Source organism: Cecembia rubra (assembly GCF_003014575.1).
Lineage (GTDB): Bacteria > Bacteroidota > Bacteroidia > Cytophagales > Cyclobacteriaceae > Cecembia_A > Cecembia_A rubra.
This window is the reverse complement of the sequence record NZ_PYGF01000007.1, coordinates 149,897-165,643: the sequence shown is the minus strand read 5'-3', so window position 1 is coordinate 165,643 and position 15,747 is coordinate 149,897. Positions and strand designations below refer to the sequence as shown.

Annotated in this window: 17 protein-coding genes; 14 read left to right on the top strand and 3 right to left on the bottom strand. The window is 38.0% G+C overall.

Annotated elements, in window-relative coordinates:
• Positions 1 to 69 precede the first annotated feature (69 nt).
• Positions 70 to 678, top strand: coding sequence for a cytochrome c oxidase subunit 3 (locus CLV48_RS13490; protein WP_106567817.1), 609 nt, complete (start codon positions 70 to 72; stop codon positions 676 to 678).
• 24 nt (positions 679 to 702) lie between these two features.
• Positions 703 to 1,143: an SRPBCC family protein gene (locus tag CLV48_RS13485; RefSeq protein ID WP_106567816.1), complete on the top strand. Its 441-nt coding sequence runs from the start codon at positions 703 to 705 to the stop codon at positions 1,141 to 1,143.
• Here CLV48_RS13485 and CLV48_RS13480 read toward each other — a convergent pair.
• Positions 1,136 to 1,606, bottom strand: coding sequence for a Fur family transcriptional regulator (locus CLV48_RS13480; protein WP_106567815.1), 471 nt, complete (start codon positions 1,604 to 1,606; stop codon positions 1,136 to 1,138). The two genes, CLV48_RS13485 and CLV48_RS13480, sit on opposite strands and share 8 nt — an antisense overlap.
• A 208-nt stretch (positions 1,607 to 1,814) precedes the next feature.
• Between CLV48_RS13480 and CLV48_RS13475 the strand changes: the two genes are divergently transcribed.
• From CLV48_RS13475 to CLV48_RS13455, 5 genes are all read left to right on the top strand, one after another.
• Complete coding sequence (locus CLV48_RS13475) at positions 1,815 to 3,071, top strand: aspartyl protease family protein (RefSeq protein WP_106567814.1); 1,257 nt, start codon at positions 1,815 to 1,817, stop codon at positions 3,069 to 3,071.
• A gap of 132 nt (positions 3,072 to 3,203) precedes the next feature.
• A complete protein-coding gene (locus tag CLV48_RS13470) occupies positions 3,204 to 6,500 on the top strand; it encodes a PAS domain-containing protein (protein ID WP_106567813.1) in 3,297 nt (1,098 codons plus the stop codon).
• Between the two features lie 50 nt (positions 6,501 to 6,550).
• Positions 6,551 to 7,141: a LemA family protein gene (locus CLV48_RS13465; protein WP_106567812.1), complete on the top strand. Its 591-nt coding sequence runs from the start codon at positions 6,551 to 6,553 to the stop codon at positions 7,139 to 7,141.
• 5 nt (positions 7,142 to 7,146) lie between these two features.
• The gene (locus tag CLV48_RS13460; RefSeq protein ID WP_106567811.1) at positions 7,147 to 7,581 is read left to right on the top strand and encodes a TPM domain-containing protein; all 435 of its coding nucleotides are present in this window, start codon (positions 7,147 to 7,149) and stop codon (positions 7,579 to 7,581) included.
• Positions 7,582 to 7,587: 6 nt separating this feature from the next.
• A complete protein-coding gene (locus CLV48_RS13455; RefSeq protein ID WP_106567810.1) occupies positions 7,588 to 8,406 on the top strand; it encodes a TPM domain-containing protein in 819 nt (272 codons plus the stop codon).
• A 4-nt stretch (positions 8,407 to 8,410) separates the two neighbouring features.
• Here CLV48_RS13455 and CLV48_RS13450 read toward each other — a convergent pair whose 3' ends face one another.
• Positions 8,411 to 9,559: a glycoside hydrolase family 5 protein gene (locus CLV48_RS13450; protein ID WP_106567902.1), complete on the bottom strand. Its 1,149-nt coding sequence runs from the start codon at positions 9,557 to 9,559 to the stop codon at positions 8,411 to 8,413.
• A 134-nt stretch (positions 9,560 to 9,693) separates the two neighbouring features.
• Complete coding sequence (locus CLV48_RS13445; RefSeq protein WP_106567809.1) at positions 9,694 to 10,389, bottom strand: ComF family protein; 696 nt, start codon at positions 10,387 to 10,389, stop codon at positions 9,694 to 9,696.
• Positions 10,390 to 10,468: 79 nt separating this feature from the next.
• On the opposite strand from CLV48_RS13445, the gene CLV48_RS13440 reads away from it, so the two are divergent.
• The 7 genes from CLV48_RS13440 (at position 10,469) to CLV48_RS13410 (ending at position 15,700) form a co-directional block, all read left to right on the top strand.
• Complete coding sequence (locus tag CLV48_RS13440) at positions 10,469 to 10,825, top strand: carboxymuconolactone decarboxylase family protein (protein WP_106567808.1); 357 nt, start codon at positions 10,469 to 10,471, stop codon at positions 10,823 to 10,825.
• The gene (locus tag CLV48_RS13435; protein ID WP_106567807.1) at positions 10,818 to 11,180 is read left to right on the top strand and encodes a hypothetical protein; all 363 of its coding nucleotides are present in this window, start codon (positions 10,818 to 10,820) and stop codon (positions 11,178 to 11,180) included. Before CLV48_RS13440 ends, CLV48_RS13435 begins: the two co-directional genes overlap by 8 nt.
• A gap of 35 nt (positions 11,181 to 11,215) precedes the next feature.
• Positions 11,216 to 11,992, top strand: a complete 777-nt coding sequence (locus CLV48_RS13430; RefSeq protein ID WP_106567806.1) for an exodeoxyribonuclease III — start codon at positions 11,216 to 11,218, stop codon at positions 11,990 to 11,992.
• 25 nt (positions 11,993 to 12,017) lie between these two features.
• Positions 12,018 to 12,416 (top strand): ATP-binding protein, encoded by a 399-nt coding sequence (locus CLV48_RS13425; RefSeq protein ID WP_106567805.1) that lies wholly within the window; start codon positions 12,018 to 12,020, stop codon positions 12,414 to 12,416.
• A 1-nt stretch (position 12,417) separates the two neighbouring features.
• On the top strand, positions 12,418 to 12,840 hold the full coding sequence (gene ybeY, locus CLV48_RS13420) for an rRNA maturation RNase YbeY (protein ID WP_106567804.1): 423 nt from the start codon (positions 12,418 to 12,420) through the stop codon (positions 12,838 to 12,840).
• 92 nt (positions 12,841 to 12,932) lie between these two features.
• Entirely contained in the window at positions 12,933 to 14,798 is a 1,866-nt protein-coding gene (gene mnmG, locus CLV48_RS13415) for a tRNA uridine-5-carboxymethylaminomethyl(34) synthesis enzyme MnmG (protein WP_106567803.1), read from the top strand.
• Positions 14,798 to 15,700 carry a class I SAM-dependent methyltransferase gene (locus CLV48_RS13410; protein ID WP_106567802.1) on the top strand — a complete coding sequence of 301 codons (903 nt, stop codon included), beginning with the start codon at positions 14,798 to 14,800 and terminating at the stop codon, positions 15,698 to 15,700. Before mnmG ends, CLV48_RS13410 begins: the two co-directional genes overlap by 1 nt.
• Positions 15,701 to 15,747 lie beyond the last annotated feature (47 nt).

Below are 15,747 nucleotides of genomic sequence, written 5' to 3'. Positions count from 1 at the left end.
TGAAATTGTCAGTAAAATCCTGAACCTAGTCCATTCTAATATGTTTACAGATTAAAGGATTTTTGCCAAATGGAAAAAACCAAAACAACCTGGTTTCAAAAAATCGAAAGAATGCACCCCTACCAAACCCTTATGTACTTGGGAATGTTTGGGAGTGGACTGATTTTTCTGTTTTTGACAGTTGCTTTCTTAGCTACTGAGACAGGAAATCTTGAAGGAATAGGATTCAAAATGCCCAAATCTTTTATCATCAGTACTTTAGTCATATTGATAAGCGGGTATACCGTTTCCAAAATGTTGCTACATTTCAAAGAAGAATCTTTGAACAAGCTTAAAAACAGTCTATTAAGTACCTTTTTACTGGGTATCCTGTTTACCCTGCTTCAATTCTGGGGTTGGAGGGAGCTAGGTATGATGGGCATTGATTTTCGGGGACTTCCAAGTGGAAGTTTTCTTTATGTCCTTAGCGGAATCCATATTTTCCATTTGATCGGAGCTATGGTATTTGGACTGATCTTGTTGATCAGATATAGCCGCACTGAAAAAGATGATATTCAGCATCTTATTCTGTTGACCAATCCCTATGAAAGAATGAGAATTTCACTTTTCACTACTTATTGGCATTTTATGGACCTTATATGGCTTTTGCTTTTTTTAATTTTCGTTCTAACATTCTGAACCTTCCAGGGTTAATTCATTCAAATGAAAATTAATATTTCCACCCAGGTCCAACAAGATTACCTTTCTGTTAAAGAAGGGTTCAATGAAAACCTGTTCCTTAAGCTCAGTCCACCTTTTCCACCGGTGAAGTTGCTCCGTTTTGATGGTTCATCAAAGGGGGATCTGGTTATTCTGGAATTGAATTTTTTATTTACAAGACAAAAATGGGTTTCAGAAATTACAGCTGAGCAAACGAACGGAAATGAGTTTTACTTTGTCGACGAAGGAATTGAATTGCCATTTTTCCTGAAAAAATGGAAACACAAGCACCGTATTATCCGGAAAGGTAAGCAGAGCCTCATCAGAGATGAAATTGAATATGAAGGACATTTTGGGATTACGACCCTTCTTTTGTACCCTGTGCTTTATCTTCAGTTCCTGTACAGAAAACCCATATATAAAAAAATCTTCAGGATCAAATAATCCTTAAATTCTCGCAATCAGGAATCTTACAATCTCCATACAATACCAAGGAATGGCTGGTAATTGAAGATTGAAATTCTCTACCCATGGCTTCCTTGATAAGATTTATTCGTTCATCAGAAAATTCCCTGATTTTTCTGCATTGGTTACAAACATGATGGTCATGGTGTTTATAAGTTAAGGCTTGTTCATACAATGCCACCTTATCTTTGAACTGATGCTTGACTGCCAGACCGCATTCTACCAACAAATCCAGGGTATTGTAAATGGTTGCCCTGCTTATGGAATAACCTTTGTTTCTCATCAACAAAAACAGGCCCTCCACATCTATATGCTCATCTTGTGGCAGGGCATAGAGTTCATCTATTACAGAAAATCGCTCAGGAGTTTTCCTGCTTCCCTGCCTGGCAAGGAAATTCTCAAAAATCTTTTTCGCTTTTTCTACAACTGATTTTTCTGCCATAATTGTTGGAATCAAAAATTAAATATGCAGGATTTTTAGATTTTTTCAAAAAATATGATTTTGCTTGACCCTTTTCCTGATAAATAAAGCTTAGAGGATAATTATTTTTAAATTTTGCCAACAAGTCAGGGCTTCATGTAGTATTAGGAATATGTTTCATCGATTTTATTGTTATATTCCCTAATCAAACTTCAAAAAGCTTTCATTCATGGTGTCAAAGTCATTGTTAGCTGGATTTATCTTCTCTTTACTGTTGTGCTTGGTAGCGCAAGGACAAGTTCCGGGTTTTTATATGAAGGAACCCAAGAAAAAATTGGAAGTCCCTTTTTATGCCTCCAACAATCTCATTATTCTTCCTGTCTCTATCAATAATGGTCCATCGGTAAATTTTTTGGTAGATACGGGAGTTAAAACCAATATCCTTTTCAGCAAGACTATCGGTGACCAATTGAATATGAATTATACCCGTAAACTGGATTTGGTTGGCGCAGATGGAAGTACAGTGCTTACTGCCAATGTGTCTCCCAATAATTACCTTGATCTGGGTTTACTGGAAGGGGTAATGCAGACAGTATTGGTTTTGGATGATGATTTTTTTGAACTCGAAATGGTCATAGGTGTACCTGTATTTGGGGTAATTGGGTATGAGTTTTTCAAGTACAATCCCGTTAAGGTAGATTATGACAAAAGTATCCTTACTTTCTACGAAACAGATGGAATGAAATGGCGTCCATTTGGCTACCGGAAAGCAAATATGAAAATCGAAAACAGCAAACCTTATATCACTGGAAAAGTTAAACAATTGCTGGGAGAAGAACTGGATGCAAAATTACTGATTGACTTAGGAGCCAATCATGGATTGCTGCTCAATATGGAAACCTCTGATAAGATTAAACTTCCACCCAAATATATTGAAAGTGATCTGGGAAGGTCTTTAGGAGGAGAACTCTTTGGATACGTGGGCAGAGTAAAATCCTTAAAGTTTGGTGGTCAGAAATTCAACGATATCATTACTTCTTTTCCGGAGGAAACAGAGTTCAGTTATGTAATCAAAGAAAGCGGGAGGCAGGGAAGCATAGGCTCCGAGTTACTTAGCAGAACCAAAATCGTCATGGATTACCGTAGAAACAGGTTATTTTTCAAAAAAGGGTCGACATTTTCAAAGCCTTTTGAATTTGATATGAGCGGAATTACTCCCAAAATGTTGCCCACAGAAAACAAAGTATTTGTCGTTGGTAATTTGAGAAAAAATTCTCCTGCTGAAAAAGCAGGCATCCAAAAAGAAGATGAATTCTTGGAAATCAACAAAATACCATCGGATTTTTGGGAGTTATCCGATCTGATCAAACTGTTCAGGTCAGAGGAAGACCGGAATATCAACTTGAAAATGAAAAGATACAGGAGCAATAATCCTGATGATTTTGAGGTGATTGAGACTAATTTTAAACTGAAAAGACAGATTTGATATCCTTTGACATCCCATAGAAACTAGGTAAATTTTTTAATCACAGATTTTCTAAGTATTCACTATATTTGGAATGTAGAATTAAGGCTTATTCAATTCTAATTCAGTTTTTAATCAGGATGCAGTTCTTATATGTCCCGAAATTCAAATCAATATTTTCAAAACATCCTGCTCACGGTCAAAAAGTATCAAGATGGCAATTTTGAACTTTTGTACATTTCATCCGAAATTAGAAATATTCTTGGAAGAGGAGATAAATTCTATGAGCAATCTTTTTTCAACACTATCCTTCCTACACTTCCTACGGAATTATTTGAATACTTGTTTCAGGCACTTGGAACTGGTGACAAAATTATCTGCCCGATAGTTTTAAAGGACAAGACTTTTAAATTGGTACAGATTGAAGGATATGTGATTTCCCAAGAAGATAGTTCCTACTTGATCAATGCGTTGTTATCCCCGGTAGATTGGAAAAACAATATCCGGTTTTCCTGGCTAGTCAATGAGCAGAATGGAGTGATTTATTCTGGAATTAGCCCTGAAAAGGAATTGCATAACAGTCAGGAATTATTGGACTACTTATCTAAAAAATTTGATTTCATTAAGCCGGAATTGCTTGAGCAGTTCTTTCAAAAAGCTGGTTCTGAGGTAATGCCCATTTTCCCTAAGCATTTATACCTTACTAAGCAGTCACTCAATGGCAGTTATTTTCTGATAGAAGTCTTAAATGTGTCTTCAGAAGTTGAAATCGATTCTGAAGTTTTAGAAAAGCCAGAGGATTTAATTTACTATGAGTACTACAGGGAAGAAGACAAACTGGAAATTTGGGGGGCATTAGAAAAAATTACCGGTCATCTTCCATCATTTTTTAAAGAAAAGGCCCATGAAAAGTGGGAAAATCTGATCCACCCTGAAGACCTGCATATTTATAGGAGCCATTTTGAAAAATTAGGGAAATTCACTTACCGTATTCTTCACAAAAATGATTATTACATTTTTGTTGAAGAGGAGATTTCAAAAATTGAGGAACAGGGAAAGGTTTGGTTGGGTGTAATTTCAGATGTGACCGCACTCAAGGAGATTGAAAAAGATTTATTGGCCAAAAAATCTGTTTTAGAGCAACTTACCGGAGTGGTACCAGGTATGGTGTACCTGATGAAGGCTTTTCCTGATCACAGCCATCAGTTCCTATTTGTCAGCGAAGGGTGCAGGGCACTTACGGAATTGGAACCAGAAGAAGTGATTAAAGATGAAAAGTCCTTAGCTGCGCTCATTCATCCTGAGGACAAGGATTTCTTGGATGCTGCGGACAGGGAGGCCTATTTACAGGATAAAAAATTTGAATCCTATTTTAGGCTAACCACTCCTAGCGGGAAAGAAAAATGGGTTTATGGTGCGTCCAATCGCTTAAAGCAATACCAGAATGAATCCATATGGGCAGGATTTTTTATTGATTTTACTTACACCAAAAACAAAGAACTTGAATCATCTCTAAATCTGAAATGGTACAAGACCTTGTTTGAAGAAAACCCCTTACCGATTTTTCAGTATGATCACAATGGTGTCATACTCGAGGTAAACAGGAGCTTTTTAGAAAAAATTGATCTCCAGGATAAAAGTCTCTTGGTCGGAAAAAATTTATTCGATTTCATAGGTTTGAATCCTATAAGAAATGCCTATAAGGATAGTTTGATCAAAGGTGAAGGATATTATGAAGGCCCGTATGTGAGCCATTTCAACAACAAACTTTTCCATTTGAGGATGACCGCCAAAACCCTGGATGGTGGAAAAACTTTTCAGGCGATTTTGGAGGATATCAGTGAACAGGAATTTTTACAAAGCATTATTTCCCAATTGACAGAAAAAACTTCCAGACTAAGCGGTCTCGAATTTTTTGATGAATTAACTGAACTTTTGGCCACTAAGCTGCAAATGTCTTATTGTTTTATTGCTGAAATGGATCTTGAACTGGGCAAGGGAAAAGTAATTTCATACCATAAGAAAGGAAAAAAAGGGAACCCTTTTATCTATGAATTAAAAAACAGCCCTTGTCTGGATTGCATTCATAAAGATGAGCCCCATATAATCCTATCTGGAGCAAAAACCCTATATCCAAAAGATATTGCACTTCAAGATAAAGAAATCTCCTGCTACATTGGAGTTCCCATTACGGATTTGGATGGTACAAAATTGGGTATTTTGGTTTTAATGGATGAAAATGACAGACCCTACAATACCAATATGTCCAGTTTACTGAAAGTCCTTGCTGATAGGATAGGCGCAGAAATGGGTAGGATCAATTATGAAAAAAGACTGATTGCTTCCGAGCAGCTTTTCCGAAGTATCGCGGAAAATTTTCCGAAAGGTACCGTTGAAGTATTGGACAAAAATTTAAAATATGTATATGCCGAAGGCAAAGAGTTTCATGATAAGGGAATTAACCCTAAAGAACTGATAGGAAGCCCTCATCTTTCCAAATATGGAAGTTATATTTCTAATGAGGTACGGAAACATCTTGATAAAGTGTTTCAAGGGGAATCCGTGATGTTTGAGGTGATTACCGATAAGCAGTTTTATCTTAAAAGCGGGGTCCCTTTGTTCAATGATCAAGGAGAAATAGACAGAATCTTATTGGTAACCCAAAACATTACAGAAACCAAACTGGCAGAGGAAGAGAGGGAACAGTTGATCCGGGACCTAAAATCCCAAAATGAAGAATTACAAAGATTTGCTTACATCACTTCACATAACCTCAGGGCGCCTATTGTAAATATTTCTTCCCTATTGGAGTTATATGACGTATTTAAACCTGAAAACCCTGAAAACAAAGAGGTTATAGATAATCTAAAGGTTTCAACTTCTATATTAAACAGTACTTTAGAAGATTTGATTGAAGTAGTTTCGATCAAAAAGAACAAAATTCCAAAAGTAGAAAAAATCAATTTCAAACTACTTACAGCAAATGTAGAGAAGAGTCTTTCGAAGCAAATTGCGGATTCTCGAGCCATTATTCACAAGGAATTCTCCAAAGTTCCGGAGATCAACTACATTTATTCGCATTTGGAAAATTTCCTTATCAACCTGACTACCAATGCAATCAAGTACAAACATCCAGATAGAAGACCTATTATACATATCAGTACAGAGGAAGAAGACAATTTTATTGTACTGACTTTCAAGGACAACGGAATTGGAATTGACCTTGAGCGGTATGGAGACAGACTTTTTGGTTTGTACCAAAGGTTCCATTCACATGTAGAGGGTAAAGGACTAGGTCTATATCTTGTGCGCGAACAAATAAGGGCACATGATGGTAACCTGAAAGTCGAAAGTACCGTTGGAGAAGGCACTACATTCAAAATTTATTTGAGAAACCTGATTTCACCATTGGAAAATGTAGGCGATATCCTAAATGGAAATCCTACGTAAAAATTTGAAACCATTTAATTTTGCAATAACTAATCGAACACAACCTGGATATGAAAAAAGCACTTATTCCCATTTTGGTAATTGCCTTGATAGGCCTTTTCATTTATGTAAAAGCTGTAGGCGTGTACAACATGTTTGTCCAGAATGAAGAGACAATCAATGGTAACTGGGCAGAGGTAGAAACACAGTACCAGAGAAGGGCAGATCTGATCCCAAACCTGGTGAATACTGTAAAAGGCTATGCAGATTTTGAGCAGGAAACCCTAACAGGAGTGATTGAGGCCAGGGCAAAGGCTACTTCCATCAATCTGAGTGTGGAAGAACTTAGTCCTGAGAAAATTGCCCAATTCCAGCAGGCCCAGGATCAATTGAGCGGTGCCCTGAGCAGGTTATTGGTAGCTGTGGAAAGGTATCCGGATCTGAAGGCCAATCAAAACTTCCTTGAACTTCAAGCACAACTTGAAGGAACAGAAAACCGCATCGCAGTAGCAAGGAGAAACTTCAACCAGTCGGTTCAGACTTACAATTCTACCTTAAGAACTTTTCCAAACAACATCTTTGCGGGATGGTACGGATTTGAAAGAAAAGGATACTTTGAAGCAGCACAGGGGGCAGAAAATGCACCAAGCGTCCAATTCTAAACGGCATGGCAGAACGATTATTTTCCGAAACTGACAGAAAAAAAATAATAGAAGCGATACAATTGGCCGAAAAGGAAACTTCCGGGGAAATCCAGGTCCATATCGAAAGCCATTGCGGTGAAGATATAATGGACAGGGCCGCGGAAGTTTTCGAAATGCTTAAGATGCATAAAACCCAGGAAAGAAATGCCGTATTGTTCTATTTGGCTGTAGAAGACCACAAATTTGCTATTTTAGGAGATTATGGTATCAATAGGCTTGTTCCTGAAAATTTTTGGGAGCAAATCAAAGAAGAAATGTTGCAGCACTTCAAAGTTCAAGCTTTTACTGAGGGACTTTGCAGAGGCATATCACTTTGCGGACAACAGCTCAAAACCCATTTTCCATTTGATGAAAATGGAGACATCAATGAATTGCCTGACGAAATCTCCTTTGGATAATCCTTCATGAACAATAAATTCCTGCTTCCATTACTTATCAGCTTCCTAATAACCATGAGTCTTTGGGCACAGGGGGATTTTCCACCAGTGCCCAATCCTCCCAGATTGGTCAATGATTTTTCCAATACCCTTACTGCCAATGAAAGAGAGAGACTGGAAAGAAAGTTGGTTGCCTACAACGACTCCACTTCTTCCCAAGTGACCGTTGTGTTGATAAGATCTCTTGGACCCTATGACATAAGTGACTATGCATTTCAGCTAGGAGACAAATGGGGCATAGGCCAAAAAGACAGGGACAACGGCGTACTTATACTGGCCGCCATGGAGGACAGGAAGGTTTTTATTGCCACAGGATATGGTATGGAGGGGGTATTACCAGATATTCTCGCCAAAAGAATTGTAAACCAATTAATTGTACCCAATTTTAAAATGGGTCAATATTATGAGGGTCTGGACAAATCCACGGACATGATTTTCAAATTGGCCTCAGGAGAATATAAGGCAGATAAAGTATCTTCTTCAGGAGAACATGGGGGTGCACTGGTTTTTTTCCTGCTATTTATATTTCTATTTGTAATTCTTCCCCTACTCAAAAACAGGAAAGACAATGACAACCATATGGGTGGAAAAGGAGGAGGAATTGACCTTTGGACCACAATCATGCTGGCCAATATGCTCAAAGGAAGCAGTAAGGGTAAATATGGGGATTTCCGATCAGGAAAAGGCTCCTTTGGTGGATTTGGAGGAGGAGGTTTTAGTGGTGGTGGTTTCGGAGGTTTTGGTGGCGGATCTTTTGGAGGTGGGGGTGCCGGCGGAAGCTGGTAAGGTTTTAGGCATACTTCATGAGCAGGTTCAGGTATTTCCTGTCCAGTTTTTGGCCATACCAATCTTCATAGTCAACATCAGTCCTTCCTGAGTTCAGTATTCCGAAAGCCCCGGAAAATTCCCAAATTCCGAAACCAATCCGTTTTTCATTTAGAAAATCCAATACATCTTCAAACCAACGTAGGAAAACTGCATGGGGTGTTTTATTGTAAGCCCCACATTCCCCACAATGCACACCCACCCCTTTTTGAAGCAATTCAACCCAAGGTGCATAATATTGTTCAATCATTTCCCTTCCATGATATCGACCATTGAATTCTCCTGGCCAAATTGGATCTGGAAGCAAATCTGGTTCTTTGTATACCCAAGAGGCTTTGTGATGGGAAATGCTCATAGGATGGTAACCCCTACAACTCTGCCCCAAATCAAGATCTGCCAATTCAGGGACTGCAATTCCGCCTCCTCCATTACCATTTGCGATCACCAATCGCTCAGGACTGATGGATTTAATGGTATTTAAAGCCGCTTTGGCCACCCGGTAATAATCTTCCACTGGTACCGGACCGCCCGGAGAATGCTGATCATTGGGATCTTCCCGCATAAAAGGTTCATTGACCAAGTCAAAGCTGAGTTTATCAGAATTTATATTTTTATACCTTTTGGACCACATTTCCCAATGGGCACAAAATGCATCCAATGCTTCTTGATCCTTCCAAAGGTTATATGGCTCAATAAATCCTGCATTGATACAAAAGCCTGGCGCCCGGTGCAAATTTAGACTGACGTGAAGACCATTTTTATGCGCCAAATTTACCAGCTGATCAATTTGCTCTATTTTCCCTTCATCAAAGTTCATAACATCAGAGGCCAGTATGGGCTTAGATCTGTCAAAATTCAAGTAGGAGGGATAAGAAATCGGTATCCGTACGAAATTAAATCCCCAATCTGCCATCCAGGTCAAAAATTCAGGAGGATTCTTTCTGCCTTTTTCCATCTCAGGTGAAAAAAAGTCCAAGAGATTGAATCCTCTCCAATAAGGCAGGGCATTCTGAACCAGGTCAACATTCAGACTTTTTACAGCGAGTGGGGCTGTGGCCAAACCGGCAGAAATCAAAGTAGATTTCTTCAGGAATTCTCTTCTTGAATGGTTCATAGTATGGGGATTTTCTAAAGCAAGTAAAAGATAATCAATTCTTTTCACTCAGAAAAGTTCCAAATAAAATCGTCGATTCTAGGGGAATATGGGTCATTTTTTATTTGTAAACAAAATAATCGTTTACAAAACTTTTAATTTTTACCTGCTGCCAAGACTGCCAAATCCACTGTCTTTGCCTGAGCCTCCCATAAGACATTGGCACAAGTGGAAAGTGTAGCACCTGTGGTCATCACATCATCGACCAACAACACTCTTTTCCCATGGACCAAATTTTTGTTTTTAATCTGGAAAACTTCCGCCACATTGTCCAACCGTTGCAACCTGCTTTTCCTTGTTTGGGTTTCGGTAAAATGAATCCTTTCCAGGTCATTTCGGACAGGAATTTCCAATGCTTCAGCCAGTCCGATGGCAAATTGTTCACTTTGGTTATAACCCCTTCTTTTCTGTTTGACAGGATGAAGTGGCACTGGGGTAATTTGGTCCCAGGCAGAAATGAAGCCATGATTTTTGAGCAGATTGCCATAAATTTTCCCCAATTCCACGCCTATTTCGGGTTTATTGCGGTATTTCAGAAAGTGCAGAAGTTTTTGGCTTTCGCCTTTTTTGGTAAACCTCAAAAATGCAAAAACCAGATTGGTTTTGGTCAATCCCATGATTTTTACAGATAAATCATTATTTTGAGGTCTAAGGTGATAATTGGCAATTGGAAGATTGGCAGCACACCATCTGCAGAGTACATTTTCGAAGTCAAAGAGGCTTCTTTTGCAAAGGCAGCAGGTTTTTGGAAAAACCAGTGACAAAAAATCTTCAAAAATCCTGAAACGCATTTTCAAAAAGGCTTGTTAGAACTGAATGACAGGAAAATACCTGCTATATTTGCAGGTTAAATTAAGATCTTAAAAATTAATGAATTTAATAGAAGAATTCAATACTTACCGAAGCCAAATGAACGAAAAGATCATGGCTTCCGACAATAAGGTCATTAAGAGGTTTTTTAATTTGGACACCAATACCTATGCGGAGGGTGCTATTGATGTAAAAACCAAGGAAATGATCGGTCTTGCCTGTTCTATGGTTTTAAGATGTGATGATTGTATCAAATACCATTTGGGAAAGTCATATGAGGCAGGAATGAACAGGGAAGAGGTATTTGAGGTATTTTCCATAGCCACTATCATAGGTGGATCCATTGTGATTCCCCATTTGAGAAGAGCTGTAGAATATTGGGATTTACTCGAAAAAGAAGGAAATAAAGATGTTTAAAAAAGATCTTGACCTGGAAAAGCGCTGGAGCAAATTACTTCTGGGGATAGAGGAACTGATAGGAAAAAAACCAAATGACCTTAATGGGGTCCTATTTCTGATAGGTGTTCAGGAATTGGGTCAGGGCAATAAGAATTTTTCCAAGGAGCAAAAGCAGGACCTAATGCACATTGCCATCTGCAAAGTGCTAAGTTATGCGGGTTTTTACAAACTGGATTTTATCGATCAGGATGGATGGCCCCATTGGAAACTCGTAAAAAAATTGCCTCATTTTGATATCCTGGAGCAGGAAAAACTATTAAAAATCCAGGTTTTGGAATATTTCGAAAAAGAATTTGATATAGAAATCAAATAAACGAATTAAAAAGAAAAGAAAAGCATCAAAAACAGATGAAAATCGTATCCTATAATGTCAATGGTATTAGGGCTGCAATGAATAAGGGATTTGCGGAATGGTTGAGAGATGTAGATCCAGATATTATTGGGTTGCAAGAAGTAAAAGCTTTGGAAAATCAGATTGATAAATCCATTTTTGAAGATTTGGGTTATCAGGTTTTCTGGTATCCTGCAGTAAAAAAAGGATACAGCGGAGTGGCGATTTTGAGCAAAGAAAAACCCAAACATGTGGCATACGGTATGGGTTTACAGGTATATGATGATGAAGGGAGGATCATTCGTGCTGATTATGGAGACTTTTCTTTCATTTCGGCATATTTTCCCTCAGGGACTACAGGTGATGTGAGACAGGATTTCAAATATCAATTTCTGGATGACGTATATGGATTCAGCCAGGATTTGATCAAAGAATTTCCAAATCTGATTCTAAGTGGGGATTACAACATTTGTCATAAACCGATAGATATCCATAATCCAGTAGCAAACAAAAATTCTTCAGGATTTCTACCGGAAGAAAGGGCTTGGATGGACAAGTTCACAGCTTCAGGGTTTGATGACAGTTTCAGGCTTTTCAATCAGCAGGCCCATCAGTACACTTGGTGGAGTTACAGGGCGGGGTCAAGGGCTAAAAATCTGGGATGGCGGATTGATTATCATATGAGCACCTCACCGATGAAGGAGAAGATTAAGAATTCGGTCATTTATCCGGATGTCCACCATTCAGATCATTGTCCGATCATGATAGAAATAGACCATAAAAAGGAAAATTAAATAACAAAATATCCATAAAATTTTGATGAAATCTATTAAAATTTCTATACCTTCTCTGATAGAAAACATTAAAATCATAGAAAGTTTCATTGACAATGCCAGAGAAAAGTACGCAATCAATGATGATATCTATGGAAATATCATGATTTCTGTAACAGAATGTGTAACCAATGCAATTGTACACGGAAACAAGTTGGATGGAAATAAAATCGTGGATTTAGAATTGCACCTGGATGACAATCAGGTACAATTTGTCATCAAAGATGAAGGAAGTGGTTTTGATTATGAGCACTTGGCAGATCCTACAGCTCCGGAGAATTTGGAGAAATCCGGTGGAAGAGGGATTTTTATCATGCGGCACCTTACAGATGAGGTTAAGTTTGATGATGATGGAAGAATAGTCATTTTAACATTTTACCTCTGATATGGCCATATCTTTTTTTGAAGAAGGCATAAAGTTCAACCTGAAGGATAAAACAAAACATAAAAACTGGTTGAGAAATATTGCTTTAAAGCAATCTCTGAAAATAGGAGATTTAAATTATGTATTCTGTTCAGATGAATACCTCTACCAGATAAATGTAGAATACCTCAACCATAAGACCTATACAGATATCATCACCTTTGATAATTCAGAAAATGGAAAGATAATTGAAGGAGATATTTTCATCAGCATAGAAAGGGTAAGGGAAAATGCAGAAAAAGAAAATATTCCATTTGATAAGGAACTGCTCAGAGTAATGAGTCATGGACTCCTGCATCTAATGGGATATAAGGATAAAAAAGAAGAGGATAAAAAAATCATGCGTCTAATGGAGGATCAGTCCATATTGGCGTATTATTCTTAATGTTCCACGTGGAACATTAAAAAGTACCTAAACAAAAATTAATCAAGCCAAGCAGTGTTCCACGTGAAACACTACTATAAACAGGAAAATATATGTTTCCAGAATATGACGTCATTGTGGTAGGGGCTGGGCATGCAGGCTGCGAAGCTGCACATGCGGCAGCAAAAATGGGAGCAAAAGTTCTGCTTTGTACCATGAATATGAATACCATTGCTCAGATGTCCTGCAACCCAGCCATGGGTGGTGTGGCAAAAGGTCAAATAGTTAGAGAAATCGATGCACTTGGAGGATTATCAGGTATCATATCAGACAAATCCATGATACAATTCAGAATGCTGAACAGGTCCAAGGGTCCAGCAATGTGGTCTCCAAGATCACAGAATGATAGAATGCGTTTTGCAGAGGAATGGAGATTGGCATTGGAACAAACACCCAATGTGGATTTTTGGCAGGAAATGGTCAATGGAATTGTTGTTAAAGACAACAGGGTAGTGGGGGTGAAAACCGGAATAGGTTTAGAAATCCAAGGAAAAAGTGTGGTTTTAACCAACGGCACATTCCTAAACGGTATTATACACATAGGCGAAAAACAATTTGGAGGAGGAAGAACAGGAGAGTCAGCCGCCAAAGGGATCACAGAACAACTCGTTTCATTGGGTTTTGAAGCCGGTAGGATGAAAACAGGCACACCTCCAAGGGTAGATGGCAGATCTCTGGATTATACCAAAATGGAAATTCAGGAAGGTGACGAAGTACCAGAGAAATTCTCCTATTCCGATGAAACAAGACCATTAACAGAACAGAGAAACTGCTGGATAACTTATACCAATAAGGAAGTCCATGAAACTTTAGAGACGGGATTTGATCGCTCTCCCATGTTCAATGGAAGAATTCAGGGACTTGGACCAAGGTATTGTCCTTCTATTGAAGATAAAATCAACCGTTTTGCAGAAAGAGAAAGACATCAGATATTCGTAGAACCTGAAGGTTGGAATACGGTTGAAATCTACGTAAATGGCTTTTCTACTTCACTACCAGAAGATGTACAATACAAGGCCATGAGGAAAATACCAGGTTTTGAAAATGCCAAAATGTTCAGACCTGGATATGCCATTGAATACGATTTCTTTCCACCTACCCAATTGAAATTGACTTTGGAAACGCATTTGGTAGAAAACCTTTACTTTGCCGGACAAATCAATGGTACTACTGGCTATGAAGAAGCTGCTTCCCAAGGTTTAATTGCAGGTATCAATGCAGCGTTAAAAGTAAAAGAAGAAGATCCATTCATACTCAAAAGATCAGATGCCTACATAGGTGTATTGATAGATGACCTGATCAACAAGGGTACTGAAGAACCATACAGGATGTTCACCTCAAGAGCAGAATTTAGGTTGTTACTAAGGCAGGATAATGCAGACTTGAGATTGACCCAATTAGGCCATAAAATAGGTCTGGCAGATGATACAAGATTGGAAAAGATGCTTGATAAAAAATCTAATACTGCTAAGCTAATCAATGATCTCAAACAAAAGAGACTTTCCCCTGATATCATCAATGAAGGACTGGATGAATTCGAAACTGCTACGGTAAAGGAAAAAATAAGTGTAGAGAAATTACTGAAAAGACCTCAATTGGGATTAAAGGAAATCATGGCACTGGATGAAGAACTCAAAGCTTACTTATCCAAATATTCCAAGGAAGTACTGGAACAGGCAGAAGTACAGATCAAATACAAAAGCTATATAGAAAAAGAACAACAAATGGTAGAGAAATTAAACAGTATGGAGAATTTCCAAATTCCAGTGCATTTCGATTACCTTGCCATACCTGCTCTTTCATCAGAAGGAAAACAAAAACTTCATAAAATAAGACCAGAAACTCTAGGACAAGCTTCAAGAATCAGCGGAGTATCACCCGCAGACTTATCCATATTAACCGTCTATTTAGGGAGATAATGCAGCATAAAGAAAGATTGACCAAATGCCCACTTTGTAAAAGTGGGCTTTTTCTTAATCTAACAGATATCACAGATCACTCCATCAGCAAAGAAAAATTCAGGCTTTGCCAGTGCAGCAATTGTGAACTGATTTTTACAAACCCAAGACCAGACCAAAACCATATCCAGTCTTACTACGAATCAAATGACTACATTTCACATCAGGACAAAACCAATAACCTGACCGGTTTAATTTATAAATCTGTCAGGCTATACACCATCAGGCAAAAGGTCAAGTGGCTAAACAAATACAGCGAACAAAAAGGTAACCTTTTAGATATTGGATGTGGAACTGGCTATTTTTTAAATGCGGCCAAAAATAACGGATGGACAGTCACAGGAATAGAACCGAATAAAACTGCTAGGAAAATTGCAAAAAACAAAGGCCTAAAAGTATACCCGGATATTGATAAACTTAACAGTGATCAGTTATATACCTGCATCAGTATGTTTCATGTACTCGAACATGTCCATCAACTGAGGAAAACAATCAAAAAATTAATACATCTCCTCGATGAAAATGGATGCCTAATAATAGCCGTCCCAAATCATAATTCTTCAGATGCATTACTTTATGGAGAATATTGGGCAGGCTGGGATGTTCCAAGGCATTTATACCATTTCAATCAAAATAGTATAGATTACCTGGCAAAGGAATTTAATCTAAGGATTGAAAAAATACTCCCCATGAAATTTGACAGCTATTATGTTTCTTTGCTTTCAGAAAAGTATGTAAGACCTCAACAATCCTTTTTGAGCCAGTTGATAAAAGGATTTAAAAATGGTCTCCAATCAAATAAGTGGGCAAAAGAAAACAACAATAATTATTCTAGTTTATTGTTCATTTTAAAGAAATCATGAAATATTTACCCATAATATTATCAGTTATTTTAACTATTACATTGTAT